Genomic DNA, 19,777 nt, shown 5'->3' on the forward strand with positions numbered 1-19,777 from the left:
CGTCAGGGAGAACATTCCTCTATAATGTCTCGCGTTTCCCCTGAGGCATCAGTCAGGCTTTGCTTCTAAGATGAGAGAACCTATTATTATGGAAATTCTGCGTGGCTCGCCCGCTTTATCAGCGTTTCGTATTACCAAGCTCCTTTCCCAGTGCCAAGATCAGCGGCTTCCTGTTACAGACATTTATGCAGAATATGTGCACTTTGCAGATGTTAACGCTCCAATCGCAGGAGATGAACGGGAAAAATTAAATCGGTTATTAAAATATGGTCCCTCTTTGGCTGAATATGAGCCGAAAGGTCAACTATTGTTAGTTACACCAAGGCCGGGAACAATATCTCCTTGGTCATCGAAAGCGACAGAAATTGTCCGCAATTGTGGTTTAAACCAGATTGTCCGTTTAGAAAGGGGAATTGCCTATTATATTCAGGGTGCTGGTATGAATGCTGAGCAGGGACAAGCGCTGTCAGCGTTATTGCATGATCGCATGATGGAAAGTGTGTTCACGGAGTTTGAACAGGCTGATGCTCTGTTTTCCCAACAAAAACCTTCGCCATTGAAACAGATTGATGTCTTGCAATTGGGGCGGACAGCACTGGAATCAGCAAATATTGAACTGGGATTGGCTTTGGCAGCGGATGAAATTGATTATCTGGTAAGAGCGTTCCAAATGTTGGAACGTAATCCGACGGATGTTGAACTCTATATGTTTGCTCAGGCGAATTCTGAACACTGTCGCCACAAAATTTTCAATGCAGATTGGGTTATTGATGGCCAGGCCCAACCCAAGTCGTTGTTCAAGATGATCAAAAATACATTTGAACAGACACCGGATCATGTGCTCTCAGCTTATAAAGATAACGCTGCTGTGATGGAAGGCTCCCATATTGGTCGCTTTTTCCCTGATCCCGCAACAGGTATCTATGATTATCACCAAGAGCCCGCTCATATCTTAATGAAAGTCGAAACCCATAACCATCCGACGGCGATTTCGCCTTGGCCTGGTGCTGCAACCGGCTCTGGTGGAGAAATCCGTGATGAAGGCGCAACAGGACGAGGAGCCAAACCTAAAGCCGGATTGGTAGGGTTTTCAGTTTCAAACTTGAAAATTCCTGGCTTTGAACAGCCGTGGGAAGAAGATTTCGGCAAGCCTGAACGTATTGTCAGTGCGTTGGATATCATGCTGGAAGGGCCATTGGGAGGCGCTGCGTTTAATAATGAGTTTGGTCGCCCGGCATTATTGGGGTATTTCAGGACTTATGAAGAAAAAGTGTACTCCCATAACGGTACAGAACTACGTGGTTATCACAAACCCATCATGCTGGCAGGGGGAATTGGAAATATTTGTGAAGAGCACGTCCAGAAAGGGGATATTCCGGTTGGTGCAAAATTAATTGTGCTGGGTGGGCCAAGCATGAATATCGGTTTGGGGGGCGGTGCTGCATCCTCAATGGCTTCGGGTCAATCTGATGCGGACTTAGATTTTGCCTCTGTGCAGCGTGATAATGCAGAGATGGAGCGCCGTTGTCAGGAAGTGATTGATAGTTGCTGGCAGCGGGGGGAGAAAAATCCCATTCTGTTTATCCATGATGTAGGGGCTGGTGGTTTATCAAATGCCATGCCTGAATTAGTCAGTGATGGCGGCCGAGGCGGGCGCTTTGAACTGCGTAACATTCTCAATGATGAACCGGGAATGAGTCCATTACAGTTATGGTGCAATGAATCTCAGGAGCGTTATGTTATGGCTGTAGCCCCTGAGCAGCTTGCTCTGTTTGAAGAAATTTGCCGTCGTGAACGTGCTCCCTATGCCGTGATTGGGGAAGCAACAGAAGAACGACGCCTTGTGTTGAATGACAGCCATTTCAATAATCAGCCAATCGATATGCCTTTGGATGTGCTGCTCGGCAAGACACCCAAAATGCTAAAAAATGTGCAGGTCTTGAAAGCGCAAGGGCAAAATTTAGATCGTAAAGGAATTGATCTTGCGGAAGCCGTAAAACGTGTTCTGCATTTACCGGCTGTTGCAGAGAAAACATTCCTGATTACGATCGGGGATCGCTCTATAACGGGTATGGTTGCCCGTGATCAAATGGTTGGCCCGTGGCAAATCCCTGTGGCAGATTGCGCAGTGACCACTGCCAGCTTGGACAGCTATTACGGTGAAGCCATGTCAATGGGAGAGCGGGCACCGATTGCATTACTGGATTTTGCTGCCTCGGCACGTATGGCGGTTGGGGAAGCATTGACCAATATCGCTTCTGCGTATGTGCAGGATCTGAAGCGAGTGAAATTATCGGCTAACTGGATGTCGGCATCAGGTCATGCAGGCGAAGATGCGGGTTTGTATGCTGCGGTGAAAGCGGTGGGGGAAGAGCTGTGTCCGGCGCTGGGATTGACCATTCCAGTGGGTAAGGATTCGATGTCAATGAAAACCTGTTGGAATCAAAACGGGGAAGAACGTGAAATGACTTCACCACTTTCATTGGTTATCAGTGCCTTTGCCCGGGTGGAAGATGTTCGCCGCACAGTAACACCAGAATTATCTACCGAAGATGACAATGCACTTTTGTTGATCGATCTGGGGCAAGGGCAGAATGCGCTGGGAGGAACCGCGCTGGCCCAGGTTTATCGTCAGCTTGGCGATAAAACGGCGGATGTTCGCAGTGTTGAACAACTGGGCGGTTTCTTTAATGCAATTCAGCAACTGATTTCAGAACAAAAATTGTTGGCTTATCATGATCGTTCAGATGGTGGCCTGCTGGTAACATTGGCTGAAATGGCTTTTGCGGGCCATTGTGGATTGCATGTCGATCTCAGTGCATTTGATGAAGACATTCTGGCAGCATTGTTCAGTGAAGAATTGGGTGCAGTGATACAAATTCGCGAAACTGACAGAGAGCAGGTTGAAAAGCTGTTGGCTGACTATGGCTTGAGTGGTTGTGTACATTATTTGGGTAAAGCTCAGTCAGGCGATGACTTCATTATTTCCAGTGACAATATGGAGGTTTATCGCCAAAACCGCAGTACGTTGCGCTTATGGTGGGCGGAAACGACGTGGCAAATGCAGCGCCTGCGTGATAACCCAGAATGTGCTGATCAAGAACATCAGGCAAAACAGGATGAGCATGACCCTGGTTTGAATGTGAAATTATCTTTTGATCCTGCTGAAGATATTGCTGCTTGTTATATCTCGAAAAAAGTACGCCCGCGTGTTGCCGTATTGCGTGAACAAGGTGTTAACTCTCAGGTCGAAATGGCGGCTGCATTCCATCGTGCGGGGTTTGAGGCCGTGGATGTCCATATGAGTGATTTGCTGAGTGGACGCATCACGTTGGATCAATTCCAGACATTGGTGGCTTGTGGTGGCTTCTCATATGGGGATGTACTTGGTGCGGGTGAAGGTTGGGCAAAATCCATTCTGTTTAATTCACAAGTGCGTGATGATTTTGCGAGCTTCTTTGCAAGACCGGATACTTTGGCACTTGGCGTGTGTAACGGTTGCCAGATGATGTCTAATTTGCATGAACTGATTCCGGGGACAGAACACTGGCCGCGTTTTGTTCGTAACCGTTCAGAGCGTTATGAAGCGCGTTTTAGTTTGGTGGAAGTCGTGGATAGTCCCTCACTGTTCCTGAAAGATATGGCAGGTTCTCGCTTGCCGATTGCGGTTGCTCATGGCGAAGGTCAGGTGGAATTCAGAAACAGCCTGAGTCTGGCGGAACTTGAAAAGCAGCAGCAAGTGGCACTGCGCTTTGTTGATAACTACGGTTCAGTGACAGAAAATTATCCTGCAAACCCGAATGGTTCTGTGAACGGGATCACGTCAGTAACTAACCTTGATGGTCGAGTCACGGTGATGATGCCTCATCCTGAAAGGGTATTCCGTACTGTCAGTAATTCCTGGCACCCTGAAGAATGGGGCGAAGATAGCCCGTGGATGCGTATTTTCCGTAATGCCCGCAAACAGTTAGGTTAATTTCTCTGGCAATTTCATTTTTCTGTGTAAAGGCTCTGAAAATTCATCAGGGCCTTTATTTTTCATTTGACACCTTGAAAGAAAATGATGCTAATCATTTGTTTTAAAAGTGCTTTTAGAGTGTCATTACATGATTATCTGATAGACTGATTTGAACATAACTGCCTTATCGAGTGTTGACGTTTGTCAACGATGGATTTATTCTAGTCATATCAGGGAGGAAGATGAAGAAGCATCCTAACCAATTCATTCAGGCAGCAATTGACTATGCATTATACAAAGGATGGAAATTCCGCCCGAGCTACGGGCATGCTTTTGGTCGGCTTTATTGTGGAACACCAAATCATCCTGAACATATGATGAGTATATGGTCTACTCCACGAAATCCTGAGAATCATGCAAAGCAGATTATTCGTAAAGTAGATACCTGTCAGTAATGAATATGTTTAATAAAGAAATGACTAAGGCGGAGAAATCCGCCTTTAAAGAGGAGCTCTCAGTGCGATTTTACCATTTTTCATTAACACTTTCTGGTGTGACAGCGGAAACAGAGGGATTGGAAGACAAGCTATTTGAAAATGGTTGTGATGATGCTTTGATTTGTTTTTACGGTAGATATGTTTACTTGGAATTTGATCGTGAAAGTGAATCGTTTTCTAAGGCAATTTTGAGTGCGATTAATGATATTGAATCAGCAGGGTTGAACGCAAAAGTCGTCGCTGTTGATGCTGCACTGGTCGGGTTAAGTGATATCGCCAGATTGACGGATATGTCCCGTCAGGCTATTAGCATGTTAAAAGATGGGGTACGTGGCTCCGGTGATTTTCCTGCACCAATCCAAAGAATAAAGGGAACCTCCCCTTTATGGCGTTGGTCTGAGGTTGCGTCATGGTTGGCTGACAGAGGCAAGATAAATGCTGAGCTGTCCGAGAATGCGCAGGTTTTGGATACTATCAACATGGTTCTGCAATTGCGGGAGTTCAAGGGGATTAAAGATATTGAATATTATGTGAAGCTGCTTAGCCATCCTGAAAAATTGAACGTATTTTGCCACTGATTTGATGTTATTAATGAGTTTTAAGGGCGGCGTCTCTAAATGGCGACAATAGCCCTTGATGGTGTCTCAAATAGGTGACACTTAATTTATTGATATAAAAGTAAAAATACTCACATGTGCTTAAGTGTCATAAATAGACGACAATAATACATACCGGGCATTAGAAAACAGAATTAGAAGACATTGATAAAGAAACCCAAAGAATTTATCCATTTTAAATTTTCAATAAAATCAATTAATTAAAAATTATTTTGCAAGTTGGCACACAATGTGCATAATAACTGGCAGTTGCTCATTCAACTTCTTATGTCGGCCCGCAAATAGGTGGAAACATGCCACATAAGCCCAGAATGACGCCGAAGTAAGGTGCCTACCGTCCAACATCATGATACTCGCTTTCGGGCTTTATCAAACACAGGGCGACACGTGGAGTGAGGCACCACCTATCATACTCATCAGGTAGCATGAAGGTTCCTCGCTGGCGGGATAGCAAATTAAAATTGTTATCCCGCCGTCATTATTACAGGCGAATCCTGTCCATCGTGTTCATGTATGCATCCGCATAGTTTCCAATTACCCGTTATTTTCAACTAGATTAAAAAAGCAGAGAAAAAGTAACTTTATAATCTATCATCAGGCAGACTTCCTCTTCCGCCTTATGTCGGTTAGCATCAATGTAATTGCAGGTTATGAGATGATTTCTTTGAAAAAATGGCGTTTATTTCCACGCTCATTGCGCCAACTGGTTGTAATGGCTTTCTGTCTGGTGTTATTACCACTTTTAGTGCTGGCTTATCAGGCTTACCAAAGCCTTGACCAGTTGAGTACTCAAGCCGCTGAAATTAGTCGTTCGACTTTATCGGATGCGCGCCGCAGCGAAGCGATGATTGGCTCTGCCCTTGAGATGGAGCGTAGTTACCGTCAATACTGCGTATTGGGGGATGTGCGGCTGGAAAAGCTCTATCAACGTCAATACCGACAATATACCAATATGCTCGGTAATCAGATAGCCATGTTGGCTAATGCAGAGTATACGAAAAAGTTTAATGAACTATTATCAGGCCTGACAAAAATTTCCTGTAGTAACGGTGTCCCGGAGCCTGCTGTATCTAAATTACTTGAAGAATTCTCTACTGCTAATAATCTTTTGGTACAGGAAACCCGAAATATCATTTTCAGTCGTGGTGAACAATTGCAAAAAGATATTGCAGAGAAAGGGCAACTTTTTGGTTGGCAGAGCCTTATCCTATTTCTGTTAAGTGCGTTTTTAATCGCGCTATTTACACGTATGATCATTGGACCGGTGAAAGGCATTGAGCGGATGATTAATCGGTTAGGAAAAGGACAATCATTGGAAAATGAGATTGAATCATTTAAAGGGCCACGGGAGTTGCGATCGCTGGCACAGCGCATTATTTGGTTAAGTGAGCGGTTATCCTGGCTTGAATCTCAGCGCCATGAATTTTTACGTCATATTTCCCATGAACTGAAAACACCTTTAGCCAGTATGCGCGAAGGGACAGAGTTATTGGCAGATGAAGTTGCCGGGCCGCTGACCGCAGATCAAAGAGAAGTTGTCAGTATTCTGGATAGCAGCAGCAGGCATTTGCAACAGCTTATCGAGCAATTGCTCGAATATAACCGTAAACTGGCAGATGGCCCTGCTGAGCATCAGGTTGTGTCTTTAAAAGAGATTGTGAATAGTGTTGTGTTGTCACATCAACTGCCGGCACGTGCGAAAAACATTAATACAGCAATTCAATTGTATATGGAGTATTGTTGGGCGGAACCTAATTTATTGAGAAGGGTGATTGATAATCTCTACTCCAATGCAGTGCACTATGGTGCTGAATCCGGTAACATTTGGATTTCCAGTCGGCAAACGGGAGAAAATCTTCAAATTGACATTGCCAACACAGGAACGCCTATCCCTGAATTAGAAAAAAGTATGATTTTCGAGCCTTTTTACCAAGGAAAACTGCAAAGAAAAGGGGCTGTTAAAGGAAGTGGCCTTGGCTTGAGCATTGCGCAAGATTGTATTAAACAGATGGGGGGAGAGCTTCATTTGATAGAATCCGAATGTGCTGACGTATGTTTTCGAATTGAACTGCCATTAACCGCAGAGAACGGCTAAATAATATGTATAACCGGTTTACTTACCGCCTTATGACGAAGACGGGACAGCAAGATATTGTGACTCAGCCGATGAAAAAAACTGCTGTTATGCGGTCTATTCTGGCACGCGCTTCAACCTTACGTTTCCGTGCCATGTTGTTATTGTTTATTCCCTATTTACTGACCGGGTGCGTTAAAACCACCGGAGCAGACAATTTGGCATCGATTGCACAATCTATCCTGCCTGAGCAACATGTCACAGATTATCGTTTTAAGGATTGTGATTCAATCTGGGATATAACAAAGCCATCGGCAATGGAAAACGGGCTTTATTGGCTGAGGGTTATTGATTGTGCGGATCGCCTGTCCTCAGTTGAAGCGCGTGAAATAGCGAACAACTTCAATACAACCGATTGGCATCAAACGTTCAAACAGAGTATCTTGATGAATAGAGCGGCTTCTACAGTGGTTGAACGCCGGAAAATTGTAGAAAATCTTAATCAATATAGTACGCAATTTCCCGTGGCCTTGCGGACACTCTTCCAATTGTGGCGTGAACAGCAATATCTGAAAATCAACCTCGCTGAAGAGAGGGCTAAGTTTCAGCGGTTCCAGTTTGACAGTGATAATAAAGTTGACCGCTTGAAAGAAGCACGAGCACGTTTAGAATATGAACTTCACTCAATATCCCGCAAACTAGAAAATCTGACAGATATTGAACGCCAGCTTTCCTCCCGTAAACAAGGCCAAAATAGTCTTGTCACGCCAAGTGGAACAGAACAAATGAAGGACTCAGATACTTCATCCAATAAATTAAAGCTGGAAGATAAATCGGCAACGGATGAGGAAATGAAAAACCCGGAAACTAAAGCGGAAGCTAATCCTCCAGCAGAAAAAGGAGCCGAATAATAATGACAGTACGCAATCCCGCCCATCTTCTTTTAGTTGATGATGATCCAGGCTTGCTAAAACTATTGGGAATGCGTCTGACTAGCGAAGGGTTTCGTGTCACGACAGCAGAGAGTGGTCATGAAGGGTTGCGTATTCTGGTAAAAGATAAAATAGATCTTGTTATCAGTGACTTGAGAATGGATGAAATGGATGGTATGGCACTGTTTGCCGAAATTCAGAAACAGCATCCTGGTATGCCTGTCATTATTCTGACCGCTCACGGTTCTATCCCTGATGCAGTGGCAGCAACCCAGCAAGGCGTATTTAGTTTCCTGACCAAGCCCGTTGACCGTGATGCACTTTATAAAGCTATTGATGATGCTCTGGAGTTGTCAACGCCAGCTATAGATGGGCAATGGAGTGAGCAGATTGTCACGCGCAGCCCCTTGATGTTGCGTCTGTTAGAGCAGGCAAAAATGGTGGCTCTGTCTGATGTCAGCGTTTTAATTAATGGGCAAAGCGGAACCGGTAAGGAAGTATTGGCTCAAGCCATCCATCGGGCAAGTCCCAGAGCGAAGAAACCTTTTATTGCAATTAACTGCGGGGCCTTACCTGAGCAGCTACTTGAGTCTGAACTATTTGGTCACGCCAAGGGTGCATTTACTGGTGCTGTCAGTAGCCGGGAAGGGCTATTTTTAGCGGCTCAGGGCGGAACCTTGTTCCTTGATGAGATCGGTGATATGCCGATGGCGCTGCAAGTTAAATTATTGAGAGTTTTGCAGGAGCGGAAGGTTCGTCCATTAGGAAGCAACCGAGATATAGACATTGATGTCAGAATTATTTCTGCTACCCACCGTGATTTACCAAAAGCAATGCAGCGTAATGAATTTCGTGAAGATCTCTATTACAGGTTGAATGTCGTTAACCTGAAAATTCCTGCATTGAATGAACGTGCGGAAGATATTCCTTTATTGGCCAATCATCTGTTGCGGGAATCAGCCAAGCGCCATAAACCCTTTGTTCGTAGTTTTTCCACTAATGCCATGAAATGTCTGGTGGCAGCAAGTTGGCCGGGCAATGTTCGTCAATTGGTTAACGTTATAGAACAATGTGTGGCGTTGACGATGGCTCCGGTTATTAGTGATGCTTTGATTATGCAGGCATTGGAAGGAGAAAATACGGCGCTGCCGACATTTGTGGAAGCTCGCGGGCAGTTTGAACTGAACTATCTGCGCAAATTGTTGCAAATGACCAAAGGCAATGTGACCCATGCTGCCCGCATGGCAGGGCGTAACCGGACTGAATTTTATAAATTGCTGGCACGTCATGAGCTGGACGCTAACGATTTTAAGGAATAACTTTCCTGCTATTCCGGAAATTCTTACACTGAATAGAAATTATCTATATTGACTGTCTTTAATTCTGAATAAGACAGAGAGATGAATTATGGCCTAGGAGAGCCACATTCTATGAGTCGTACTCTTAATATTGCTCTTGCCCAGTTAAACTGGTTGGTGGGAGACATTGAAGGCAACTGCGAGCGCATGTTGCAGACAGTACAAGAACAGCAAGAAAAAGGTGCTGATCTGGTTATGTTTTCTGAGTTGGCGCTGTCTGGCTATTTTCCTGAGGATTTGCTGTTCCGTCCCGATTTACACCAGCGTTGTCGTGAGCAGTTGGTACGTTTACAAGAGGCAAGTTCCCAGATTGGCATTTTGGTTGGGCATCCGTGGCAACAAGACGGAAAACTCTACAATGCGCTTTCCTTATTTTGGAAAGGAGAAATTGTTGCTCGTTACTTCAAACAGCTACTGCCCAATTATGGTGTCTTTGATGAAGAGCGTTATTTCAAGGCTGGTGATCAAAGCTGCGTTATACCATTCAAGGGATATAACCTGGGCTTATTGATTTGTGAAGACTTATGGTTTGATGCACCGATTAATGCTCTGAAACAAGCCGGTGCAGAAATTATCCTGTCGATTAATGCCTCTCCTTATAATCGTGAAAAACCCAATATTCGCAGTACATTAATTAGAAACCACTGTCAGCGCATTCAACTTCCTATCATTTATCTTAATCAGGTAGGTGGGCAAGATCAGCTTATCTTTGATGGTTGTTCTAAAGTCTTTGATGCAAATGGTGAAATTACGCATCGTATGGCCGCCTTTGAGGAGCAGATCGAGCAGTGTCGTTTCAATGACATGAAAATTGAACTCATGGCAAACCCTATTCCTCAATTGCCACCACTTGCACAAATCTATAAGGCACTGGTTCTCTCTGTGCGTGATTATGTGCGGAAAAATGGCTTCAAAGGTGCGTTGCTTGGTTTATCTGGCGGGATTGATTCTGGTTTGACTTTAGCGATTGCCGTGGATGCTTTGGGTAAAGAGCATGTGCAGGCAGTCATGATGCCATTCCGTTATACCTCAGAAATGAGCATTCATGATGCCAGAGAACAGGCGGAATTACTGGGTGTTGAATTCGACATAGCATCCATAGAACCCATGTTTGATGCTTTCATGGCACAGCTTGAACCTATGTTCGCCGGAACGGAAAAAGATACGACAGAAGAAAATTTGCAGGCCCGTTGCCGTGCCGTTATTTTGATGGCGATATCGAACAAACGCCATCGCTTGGTGCTGACGACCAGCAACAAGAGTGAATCAGCAGTCGGTTATTCAACACTGTATGGCGATATGGCAGGGGGATTTAATGCTTTGAAAGATGTCCCTAAAACTATGGTATTTGCATTATCCAAATACCGTAATACAGTATCTCCGGCTATTCCTCAGCGTGTGATTGATCGCCCACCTTCAGCGGAATTAGCGCCGGACCAACTGGATCAGGACAGTTTGCCTCCATATGACATGCTGGATGCTATCCTTGAGGGGTATGTCGAAAAAGACAAATCAGTGGCTGACTTGGTTGCTGAAGGTTTTGACGAAGCCATTGTTCGCAAGGTGATCCGGCTGGTGGATATCAATGAATATAAACGCCGTCAGGCACCTATCGGCCCACGCATTACACAACGTGATTTTGGCAAAGACCGGCGCTACCCGATTACTTCTGGTTTCGGGCGTAAGAACTGGTAATTACAGGAAAACTTCATGAAAAAGATTGATGCAATTATCAAACCTTTCAAGCTGGATGATGTGCGTGAAGCTCTGGCTGAAGTGGGTATCACTGGTATGACCGTGACAGAAGTAAAAGGATTTGGTCGCCAGAAAGGGCACACTGAACTGTATCGCGGTGCAGAATATATGGTGGATTTTCTGCCAAAAGTCAAAATAGAAATTGTCGTACCGGATGATATTGTTGATACCTGTGTCGAGACAATCATGCAAATTGCACAAACCGGCAAAATCGGTGACGGCAAAATTTTTGTTTTCGATGTTGCCCGTGTGGTACGTATTCGAACTGGTGAACAGGACGAAGAAGCCATTTAAATCTAAATGGGAGATGGTTGTAACCTCTCCCATTTTGTCACTGTTATCGCTTAATGTGTTGCAATTAGCGCGTTAGATCACTTTATGTGGGCCAAAACATTCATAGTGGATATGTTGTTTATCAACACCCATTGCCAGAAGTTGGTTAGCAATGAATTGCATGAAAGCGACTGGCCCACAGAAATAGAATTGCATTCCTTCTACTGCGATTAATTCTTTTACGAGAGAAAGATCCATAAACCCGGTATGCTGATAATGTATGCCTTTCTGATCTGTATCTCGTGGTTCGCGATACCAAACCTGCGAATGCAAATTAGGCATGGACTGAGAAATTTCATTTACCTTATTTGCGAAGGCATGATAGCCGCCATGCTCTGCGGCATGGAACCAATTCACTGTTCCTGTATGATGCTGATTATGCAGATGTTGTAGCATACTCATCATTGGCGTTAAACCTACACCCGCTGAAATCAGCGTAACGGGTGTATCATGCTGGACATTGAGGAAAAAATCACCGCGTGGTGCTGCCAGCATCACGAGATCTCCTTCCTGTACTTTATCATGCATGAAGTTTGAAACCTTGCCCTGAGATTCACGCTTAATGGCAATCTGGTAATTGCTTCCGTTTGGTGCTGCGGTCAGAGAATATTGGCGAATTTCACGGTTCTCAAAAGCAGGATCGTCTATATAAATCCCTAAATATTGCCCCGGTTTGTAATCCATGACCTTTTCACCATCAACAGGAACAAACTCGAAGCTGGTAATAACCTCACTTTGTGGCTGTTTCCGGCTAACACGGAATTGACGTAATTCACGCCAACCGCCCTCCAGAGATTCACCACTTTGATAAATTTCTTCTTCTCGGTTGATAAAGACATTGGCCAGCACATTGTAGGCTTTTCCCCAGGCACTGAGAACTTCATCACCAGGATGGAACATTTCATCAATTGTCGCCAGTAAGTGCGTACCTACAATCTGATAATGTTCGGGTTTAATGTTCAGGCTCGCATGCTTATGAGCGATTTTTTCTACCGCAGGCAATAAAGCAGACAGATTATCGATATTAGCAGCGTAAGCGCAAAGGGCATTGAAAAGAGCTTCACGCTGATCACCGTTGAGCTGATGGCTCATATTAAAAATATCTTTTAATTCAGGGTGATGCTTGAACATACGTTCATAAAAATGCGCAGTCAGCTTGGGGCCCGTAGAAACGATTAATGGGATGGTGGATTTTATAGTTGCGATAACCTGACTATCTAGCATGGGATCTCCTGAATTTTTCTCAAATGATGCTGAAGTCTATAACTTGCATTTTAAATGCAACTTATTGCGTTTGGGAATAGGTTTAATTGAGAAAAGAAGATCATCTTGATTTAAATCAAAAATTCAGAATTTGTATTACCAGAAACCCTGACTAAGATCACAAATATCATTGATAAATTGAGAATTGTTGATTTTACAGTCAGTTATTTAGCTCCCAATGCGCTGTTAATACACCATGCAAACGTTTGCGTAAATTATCTTGTCAAGACTATCTCATTTGATAAAAAGAGTTTACACTGTGTGGCATTCTGGCCCTCAGGGGTATTTTTTAGAGAAGTAGCTGAGTCAGGAGAACCAAATGTTAAAGCGTGAAATGAATATTGCGAATTACGATCCCGAACTGTGGCAGGCGATGGAACAGGAGGTTTGTCGTCAAGAAGAACACATTGAATTGATTGCTTCTGAAAACTACACCAGCCCAAGAGTTATGCAGGCTCAGGGGTCTCAGCTCACTAACAAGTATGCGGAAGGCTATCCGGGTAAACGTTATTACGGTGGCTGTGAATATGTTGATGTGGTTGAACAACTTGCGATTGACCGTGCAAAAGAGCTGTTTGGTGCAGATTATGCAAACGTCCAGCCCCACTCAGGTTCTCAGGCTAATGCCGCAGTGTACATGACACTGCTGAAACCCGGCGATACGGTTTTAGGGATGAATCTGGCACACGGCGGTCATTTGACTCATGGCTCTCCAGTTAACTTCTCCGGCAAACTTTATAACATCGTACCTTATGGTATTGATGAAAAAGGCAAAATCGATTACGACGATATCCGTGCCCAAGCGCAAAAACACCAACCAAAAATGATCATCGGTGGCTTCTCTGCTTACTCCGGTGTTGTTGATTGGGCGAAGATGCGTGAAATTGCCGATGAAATCGGTGCCTATCTGTTCGTTGATATGGCTCACGTAGCGGGTTTGGTTGCCGCTGGTGTTTATCCAAACCCAGTTCCTCATGCGCATGTTGTGACAACAACAACGCACAAAACTCTGGCAGGCCCGCGTGGTGGCCTGATTCTGGCGAAAGATGGCGATGAAGAATTTTACAAGAAGCTGAATTCTTCTGTTTTCCCGGGTTCTCAGGGTGGCCCACTGATGCACGTCATCGCGGGTAAAGCTGTTGCACTGAAAGAAGCAATGGAACCTGAGTTTAAGATCTATCAACAGCAAGTCGCTAAAAATGCGAGAGCCATGGTCGAAGTATTCCTGCAACGTGGCTATAAAGTTGTTTCTGGTGAAACGGAAAACCATCTGTTCCTGTTGGATCTGGTAGATAAAGATATTACGGGTAAAGATGCTGATGCTGCATTGGGGCGTGCCAATATTACTGTTAACAAAAACAGTGTGCCTAACGATCCGCGCAGCCCGTTTGTGACTTCTGGTATTCGTATCGGGACACCTGCAATTACTCGCCGTGGCTTTAAAGAAGAAGAAACCCGTGAGCTGGCAGGTTGGATGTGTGATGTGCTGGATAACATCAATGATGAAGCAACCATTGAAAGCGTTAAGCAGAAGGTTTTGAATATCTGCGCAAAATATCCGGTTTACGCATAATTAAAAATAAAGTGTAGTTTAGTAATAAGCCCGACTCATGACGTTAGTTTTGAGCGGGTTTTTTTGTATTTGAGAAATGAGGGTATTTGGATGGTTATTCCATCAACATTTTGGCTAGGGTTAGGTTATTTCACTTATTTTTTCTCTTTCGGTATCTTTCTACCTTTTTGGGCTGCCTGGCTAAAAGGTGAAGGCATTGAGCCTTCAATGATAGGAATACTGCTGGGTGTTGGGCTGGTTGCCCGATTTATCGGTAGCCTGATTATTTCTCCTAGGGTAAAAGATCCATCGAAATTAATTAAAGCGTTGCGACTCCTTTCATTGCTGGCGTTGATTTTTGCTGTTGGTTTTGTATTTGGTAGCCATTGGCTATGGCTTTTCTTTGTCATGGTAGGTTTTAACTTATTTTTCTCGCCACTCGTGCCTTTATCGGATGCGTTGGCAGGAACATGGCAAAAACAATTTACTTTTGATTACGGCAAGGTAAGAGTCTGGGGTTCGATTGCATTTATTATCAGCTCTGCGCTGACCGGCATATTAATGTCTGCCAATGGAGTAAATTTTTCAATCAGTAGCCTCGACATTGGCTGGAGTATGTCATTTGATAGTCTGAATGGCTGGATTGGCAAAGAGGTGTTTGGAACACACCATATTATTCTCGCTTTTCTGATTTTCAGTATTACTGTTATGCTGCTGGGAATGATGCTGAAACCCGCCGTTATGCCAGTTGGTAAAGAGAAGACCACGAATACTAATACCGTCTCTTTTAAAGAACTTTTGTCTGAAAAATCTGTGTGGCAATTTTTAGTCTGTGTAACGCTATTGCAGGCTGCGCATGCGGGTTACTATAGTTTTGGCACTATTTATTGGGAGAATGCAGGTTACTCGCCATCAACCATTGGTTATCTCTGGTCGTTAGGCGTTATGGCAGAAGTCCTCGTTTTTACTTTCAGCAAACAGTTATTCCGTCGTTGGAGTGCACGTAATCTGTTATTGCTATCCGGTATCTGTGGTGTGATTCGTTGGGGATTAATGGGAATATCAACGGAATTACCCGTGCTGATTATTATTCAGATCCTGCATTGTGGTACTTTTACCGTTTGCCATTTAGCAGCAATGCGTTTTATCGGAGCCAGAAAAGAAAATGAAATCATCCGATTGCAGGCGACTTACTCCGCTTTGGCAATGGGAGGAGGGATTGCTGTTATGAGTGTGATTGCTGGTTTTATGTATGAACATATCAGTAATGGCATATTTTGGGTGATGGCATTGGTTGCATTACCTGCTCTGTTTCTGCGGCCAAAAGTTGAAGCTCATACACATTAATTAAAATATTTGGCGATAAAAAGGGCACCAATTAAGTGCCCTGAAAATAACATTGCTCAAATTATATTTATATAATTATTAACGAATTAACGTTTCAGTGCTTCCGTTAATTCTTCACGCATTTCAGACAAAATGTCTTTAACGATACGTGGGCTACCTGCAACGATGTTGCCGGAGTTAACATAGTTATGACCACCGACGAAATCGGTAACGATGCAGCCGGATTCACGTACCAGCAATTCACCGCCCATGAAATCCCATGGTTTCAGGCCAATTTCGAAGAAACCATCTACACGCCCGGCAGCAACATAAGCCATATCCAGTGCGGCGGAACCCGTGCGACGGAAATCCGCGCAACGATCAAATAATTTACCCAGTACATTTATGTAAGGGATAGAGTGCTGTTTGGCTTTGAACGGGAAACCAGTCGCAAGGATAGTACCATCCAGATCACGAGCATTGGTACCACGCAGACGATAGCCGTTTAATTGCGCGCCTTGACCACGAGTCGCGCTGAACAGCTCATTGCGCATTGGATCGTAAACCACGGACACTTCAGTGCGGCCTTTAATACGCACAGCAATGGAAACAGCAAAATGAGGGAGACGTTTAATAAAGTTGGTGGTGCCATCCAGTGGATCGATAACCCATTGGAAATCGTTTTCTTCGCCTAAGTGCTCACCGCTTTCTTCGGTAATAATTGTATGCTTAGGATAAGATTTACGAATAACTTCGATAATCAGCTTTTCTGCGTCACGATCAACATTGGTGACGAAATCATTATTGCCTTTTTGGCTTGCTTCAATGGCATCAGGGGTTTCGTAGCTTTTGGCAATGTAGTTGCCGGCCTTACGTGCAGCGCGTATAGCGATGTTTAGCATCGGATGCATGGGGTATCTTCCACCAGAATTTTAAAGAACGGGAAACAAATCGGCGCGCAGTATAGCAGTAGTTCGTCAAAATGACTAATGCTGTGTTAAGATATTCGGCTCTTATACTGAATTTAAAAGCCATCATGTTAGAGAATATCCGCATTATTCTGGTTGAAACCTCCCACACGGGCAATATGGGATCAACCGCTCGGGCCATGAAAACAATGGGATTGTCCAATTTGTATCTGGTGAATCCGTTAGTTCAACCTGACTCTCACGCTATCGCACTTTCAGCCGGTGCAAGTGATGTTATTGGCAATGCGACGATTGTGAGTACGTTGGATGAGGCATTAGCTGGGTGTGAATTGGTCATCGGAACCAGTGCCCGTTCCCGTACCCTTTCCTGGCCAATGGTGGAACCTCGTGAATGTGGTGAACGTTGTGTCAAAACTGCCAACCACTCTCCGGTTGCGATTGTATTTGGTCGTGAACGTGTTGGGTTGACTAACGAAGAGCTGCAAAAATGTAATTACCATCTTTATTTTCCGACAAATCCGGAGTACGGTTCGTTGAATTTGGCGATGGCTGTTCAACTGGTTAGCTATGAAATTCGCATGGCGCATCTTTCAGCTCAGGAACAACCAGAAACCCTTTCGTCAGATCATGAGGTAGAATATCCGGCTGTTGAGGATATGGAGCGTTTTTATCAACATCTTGAACAGATATTGAACGAATCAGGCTTCATCCGCAAAGCGCATCCGGGTCAAATAATGAACAGGTTAAGACGTCTTTATACTCGTGCACGGCCTGAAACGCAGGAGCTGAATATTCTGCGAGGTATACTAACTTCTATGGAAAAATGGGCTAGGAAATAACTGAGATCCAGCGGAAAGAGCTAGCAGGAACAACCAAAAAACCCAAGGTAAACAGGTGAAAAAGCGTTCAAATAATAGTTGAGTGAATTACTAGGTTAAATAGTTGACTAAAACACTCAGGAATGTCACAATTTCATCTATATTTCACCATGGAGTTTTTGTTATGAGACTGACATCAAAAGGACGTTATGCGGTAACTGCCATGCTAGATGTGGCGTTGCATTCACAAGAAGGGCCGGTGCCATTAGCCGACATTTCTGAACGTCAGGGAATTTCCCTTTCCTATCTTGAGCAGTTGTTCTCCCGCCTGCGTAAAAATGGTCTGGTTTCTAGCGTCCGTGGTCCAGGTGGCGGTTATTTACTGGGCAGAAATGCCGGTAAGATTTTCGTTGCCGAAGTGATTTCAGCTGTTGATGAATCCGTTGATGCAACTCGTTGTCAGGGCAGAGAAGGCTGTCAAGGCGGTGATCGTTGTTTGACGCACGCATTGTGGCGTGACCTCAGTGATCGCATCACAGGTTTCCTGAGCAGCATCAGTTTAGAAGAATTAGTGAATAACCAAGAAGTATTAGACGTTGCTGATCGTCAAGACGGTGATAAGCGCCGTACACCGAACGGCAGGCCTCAAGAGACGATTAACGTTAACCTGCGCGCATAACCTTGCGGCAAAGCGGCAAACAAAAGTATTAAAAGTGTCTTACGGAGCATGTGAGCAATGAAATTACCCATTTATTTGGACTATTCAGCAACAACACCAGTCGATACACGTGTTGCTGAAAAGATGATGAACTATCTAACTATGGACGGGATTTTTGGTAACCCGGCTTCCCGTTCACACCGATTTGGTTGGCAGGCTGAAGAAGCGGTTGATATCGCGCGTAATCAAATTGCTGATTTGGTTGGCGCAGATCCGCGTGAAATCGTGTTCACTTCAGGCGCTACAGAGTCAGATAACCTTGCGATTAAAGGTGCTGCAAAATTTTATCAGAAAAAAGGCAAGCACATTATTACCAGCAAAACTGAACACAAAGCGGTTTTAGATACTTGCCGTCAGCTGGAGCGCGAAGGTTTTGAGATCACTTACCTTGCACCAATGAGCAATGGCATGCTTGATCTGAAAGAGCTGGAAGCCACCATGCGTGAAGATACGATTCTGGTTTCCATCATGCACGTCAATAACGAAATTGGTATTGTCCAAGACATTATGACCATCGGTGAAATGTGCCGTAGCCGTGGTATCATTTTCCATGTTGATGCAACCCAAAGTGTTGGTAAATTGCCGATCGACCTCAGCAAACTGAAAGTTGATCTGATGTCTTTCTCTGCTCATAAACTTTATGGCCCTATGGGTATCGGTGCACTGTATGTTCGCCGTAAACCTCGCGTGCGTATTGAGGCACAGCAGCACGGTGGTGGTCATGAGCGTGGTATGCGTTCAGGTACATTACCTGTTCATCAGATTGTAGGTATGGGTGAAGCTTATCGTATCGCAAAAGAAGAGCTGGAATCAGAAGCAGAACGCCTGCGTGGATTGCGTCTGCGTTTGTGGAACGGTATTAAAGATATTGAAGAAGTTTACCTGAACGGTGATTTGGAACTGGGTGCGCCGCACATTCTGAATGTCAGCTTCAACTATGTTGAAGGTGAGTCATTGATGATGTCATTGAAAGATCTGGCGGTTTCTTCTGGCTCGGCATGTACTTCCGCGAGTTTGGAACCTTCCTATGTCCTGCGGGCACTAGGCATGAATGATGAACTGGCACACAGTTCTATTCGTTTCTCTTTGGGGCGTTTTACCACAGAAGAAGAAATAGACTATGCAATCAAGTTGATTCTCAACGCGATTGGTCACCTGCGTGATCTTTCTCCATTGTGGGAAATGTTCAAACAGGGTGTGGATCTCAGCACCATCGAATGGTCTCATCATTAATCAGACGGTTTCAGGAGTAACGACATGGCTTACAGCGACAAAGTAATTGATCACTATGAAAACCCACGTAATGTTGGTTCATTCGACAGTGAAGATCCTTCAGTGGGTAGTGGTATGGTAGGGGCACCCGCTTGTGGTGACGTCATGCGGCTGCAAATTAAAGTCAACGATGAAGGCATCATCGAAGATGCACGCTTCAAAACTTATGGCTGCGGCTCTGCGATTGCATCCAGCTCTCTGGTAACAGAATGGATGAAAGGAAAATCGCTGGAGCAGGCTGAGTCTATCAAAAATACTCAGATTGCTGACGAACTGGAACTACCGCCAGTGAAAATCCACTGCTCTATTTTGGCAGAAGATGCAATCAAAGCTGCTATTGCTGATTACAAGAATAAGCGCCAAGCAAAATAACTA

Annotated in this window: 16 protein-coding genes; 14 read left to right on the plus strand and 2 right to left on the minus strand. The window is 44.5% G+C overall.

Annotation, left to right across the window (positions count from 1 at the left end; all coding sequences use genetic code 11):
• Window positions 1–88: 88 nt before the first annotated feature.
• The 8 genes from purL (at window position 89) to glnB (ending at window position 11,485) form a co-directional block, all read left to right on the plus strand.
• Window positions 89–3,976, plus strand: coding sequence for a phosphoribosylformylglycinamidine synthase (purL, locus tag AB204_RS08425; protein ID WP_047962970.1), 3,888 nt, complete (start codon window positions 89–91; stop codon window positions 3,974–3,976).
• A 224-nt stretch (window positions 3,977–4,200) separates the two neighbouring features.
• Entirely contained in the window at window positions 4,201–4,413 is a 213-nt protein-coding gene (locus AB204_RS08430; protein ID WP_047962939.1) for a hypothetical protein, read from the plus strand.
• 62 nt (window positions 4,414–4,475) lie between these two features.
• Entirely contained in the window at window positions 4,476–5,033 is a 558-nt protein-coding gene (locus tag AB204_RS08435) for a helix-turn-helix transcriptional regulator (RefSeq protein WP_152671516.1), read from the plus strand.
• Between the two features lie 694 nt (window positions 5,034–5,727).
• A complete protein-coding gene (locus tag AB204_RS08440; RefSeq protein WP_047962972.1) occupies window positions 5,728–7,167 on the plus strand; it encodes a sensor histidine kinase in 1,440 nt (479 codons plus the stop codon).
• Window positions 7,168–7,172: 5 nt separating this feature from the next.
• A complete protein-coding gene (gene qseG, locus AB204_RS08445) occupies window positions 7,173–8,057 on the plus strand; it encodes a two-component system QseEF-associated lipoprotein QseG (protein WP_047962940.1) in 885 nt (294 codons plus the stop codon).
• A 2-nt stretch (window positions 8,058–8,059) separates the two neighbouring features.
• Window positions 8,060–9,397, plus strand: a complete 1,338-nt coding sequence (gene glrR, locus AB204_RS08450) for a two-component system response regulator GlrR (protein ID WP_047962941.1) — start codon at window positions 8,060–8,062, stop codon at window positions 9,395–9,397.
• Between the two features lie 111 nt (window positions 9,398–9,508).
• Entirely contained in the window at window positions 9,509–11,131 is a 1,623-nt protein-coding gene (locus AB204_RS08455) for an NAD+ synthase (RefSeq protein ID WP_047962942.1), read from the plus strand.
• A 15-nt stretch (window positions 11,132–11,146) separates the two neighbouring features.
• A complete protein-coding gene (gene glnB / locus AB204_RS08460; protein ID WP_045958055.1) occupies window positions 11,147–11,485 on the plus strand; it encodes a nitrogen regulatory protein P-II in 339 nt (112 codons plus the stop codon).
• A 72-nt stretch (window positions 11,486–11,557) separates the two neighbouring features.
• Here glnB and hmpA read toward each other — a convergent pair whose 3' ends face one another.
• Window positions 11,558–12,748, minus strand: coding sequence for an NO-inducible flavohemoprotein (gene hmpA, locus AB204_RS08465; protein WP_047962943.1), 1,191 nt, complete (start codon window positions 12,746–12,748; stop codon window positions 11,558–11,560).
• Between the two features lie 358 nt (window positions 12,749–13,106).
• On the opposite strand from hmpA, the gene glyA reads away from it, so the two are divergent.
• A complete protein-coding gene (gene glyA / locus AB204_RS08470; RefSeq protein WP_047962944.1) occupies window positions 13,107–14,360 on the plus strand; it encodes a serine hydroxymethyltransferase in 1,254 nt (417 codons plus the stop codon).
• 90 nt (window positions 14,361–14,450) lie between these two features.
• The gene (locus AB204_RS08475) at window positions 14,451–15,686 is read left to right on the plus strand and encodes a 3-phenylpropionate MFS transporter (RefSeq protein ID WP_047962945.1); all 1,236 of its coding nucleotides are present in this window, start codon (window positions 14,451–14,453) and stop codon (window positions 15,684–15,686) included.
• Window positions 15,687–15,772: 86 nt separating this feature from the next.
• On the opposite strand, the gene suhB is transcribed toward AB204_RS08475, so the two are convergent.
• Window positions 15,773–16,576, minus strand: coding sequence for an inositol-1-monophosphatase (suhB, locus tag AB204_RS08480; protein ID WP_047962946.1), 804 nt, complete (start codon window positions 16,574–16,576; stop codon window positions 15,773–15,775).
• A 125-nt stretch (window positions 16,577–16,701) separates the two neighbouring features.
• Between suhB and trmJ the strand changes: the two genes are divergently transcribed.
• The 4 genes from trmJ (at window position 16,702) to iscU (ending at window position 19,774) form a co-directional block, all read left to right on the plus strand.
• Window positions 16,702–17,433: a tRNA (cytosine(32)/uridine(32)-2'-O)-methyltransferase TrmJ gene (gene trmJ, locus AB204_RS08485; protein WP_047962973.1), complete on the plus strand. Its 732-nt coding sequence runs from the start codon at window positions 16,702–16,704 to the stop codon at window positions 17,431–17,433.
• A gap of 163 nt (window positions 17,434–17,596) precedes the next feature.
• Window positions 17,597–18,091 (plus strand): Fe-S cluster assembly transcriptional regulator IscR, encoded by a 495-nt coding sequence (gene iscR / locus AB204_RS08490; protein WP_047962947.1) that lies wholly within the window; start codon window positions 17,597–17,599, stop codon window positions 18,089–18,091.
• A 57-nt stretch (window positions 18,092–18,148) separates the two neighbouring features.
• Window positions 18,149–19,363, plus strand: coding sequence for an IscS subfamily cysteine desulfurase (locus tag AB204_RS08495; protein ID WP_047962948.1), 1,215 nt, complete (start codon window positions 18,149–18,151; stop codon window positions 19,361–19,363).
• 24 nt (window positions 19,364–19,387) lie between these two features.
• Window positions 19,388–19,774, plus strand: coding sequence for a Fe-S cluster assembly scaffold IscU (iscU, locus tag AB204_RS08500; protein WP_047962949.1), 387 nt, complete (start codon window positions 19,388–19,390; stop codon window positions 19,772–19,774).
• Window positions 19,775–19,777: the final 3 nt, after the last annotated feature.

This window comes from Xenorhabdus khoisanae (assembly GCF_001037465.1).
GTDB classification, from domain to species: Bacteria; Pseudomonadota; Gammaproteobacteria; order Enterobacterales; family Enterobacteriaceae; genus Xenorhabdus; species Xenorhabdus khoisanae.

Excerpts from the sequence above, each read along its gene's own strand:
- AB204_RS08475 (WP_047962945.1), top strand. The coding sequence starts at position 14,451 with ATGGTTATTCCATCAACATTTTGGCTAGGGTTAGGTTATTTCACTTAT.
- AB204_RS08495 (WP_047962948.1), top strand. The coding sequence starts at position 18,149 with ATGAAATTACCCATTTATTTGGACTATTCAGCAACAACACCAGTCGAT.
- trmJ (WP_047962973.1), top strand. The coding sequence starts at position 16,702 with ATGTTAGAGAATATCCGCATTATTCTGGTTGAAACCTCCCACACGGGC.
- AB204_RS08430 (WP_047962939.1), top strand. The coding sequence starts at position 4,201 with ATGAAGAAGCATCCTAACCAATTCATTCAGGCAGCAATTGACTATGCA.
- suhB (WP_047962946.1), bottom strand. The coding sequence starts at position 16,576 with ATGCATCCGATGCTAAACATCGCTATACGCGCTGCACGTAAGGCCGGC.
- AB204_RS08440 (WP_047962972.1), top strand. The coding sequence starts at position 5,728 with ATGATTTCTTTGAAAAAATGGCGTTTATTTCCACGCTCATTGCGCCAA.
- AB204_RS08455 (WP_047962942.1), top strand. The coding sequence starts at position 9,509 with ATGAGTCGTACTCTTAATATTGCTCTTGCCCAGTTAAACTGGTTGGTG.
- qseG (WP_047962940.1), top strand. The coding sequence starts at position 7,173 with ATGTATAACCGGTTTACTTACCGCCTTATGACGAAGACGGGACAGCAA.
- iscR (WP_047962947.1), top strand. The coding sequence starts at position 17,597 with ATGAGACTGACATCAAAAGGACGTTATGCGGTAACTGCCATGCTAGAT.
- purL (WP_047962970.1), top strand. The coding sequence starts at position 89 with ATGGAAATTCTGCGTGGCTCGCCCGCTTTATCAGCGTTTCGTATTACC.
- glyA (WP_047962944.1), top strand. The coding sequence starts at position 13,107 with ATGTTAAAGCGTGAAATGAATATTGCGAATTACGATCCCGAACTGTGG.
- glrR (WP_047962941.1), top strand. The coding sequence starts at position 8,060 with ATGACAGTACGCAATCCCGCCCATCTTCTTTTAGTTGATGATGATCCA.
- iscU (WP_047962949.1), top strand. The coding sequence starts at position 19,388 with ATGGCTTACAGCGACAAAGTAATTGATCACTATGAAAACCCACGTAAT.
- hmpA (WP_047962943.1), bottom strand. The coding sequence starts at position 12,748 with ATGCTAGATAGTCAGGTTATCGCAACTATAAAATCCACCATCCCATTA.
- glnB (WP_045958055.1), top strand. The coding sequence starts at position 11,147 with ATGAAAAAGATTGATGCAATTATCAAACCTTTCAAGCTGGATGATGTG.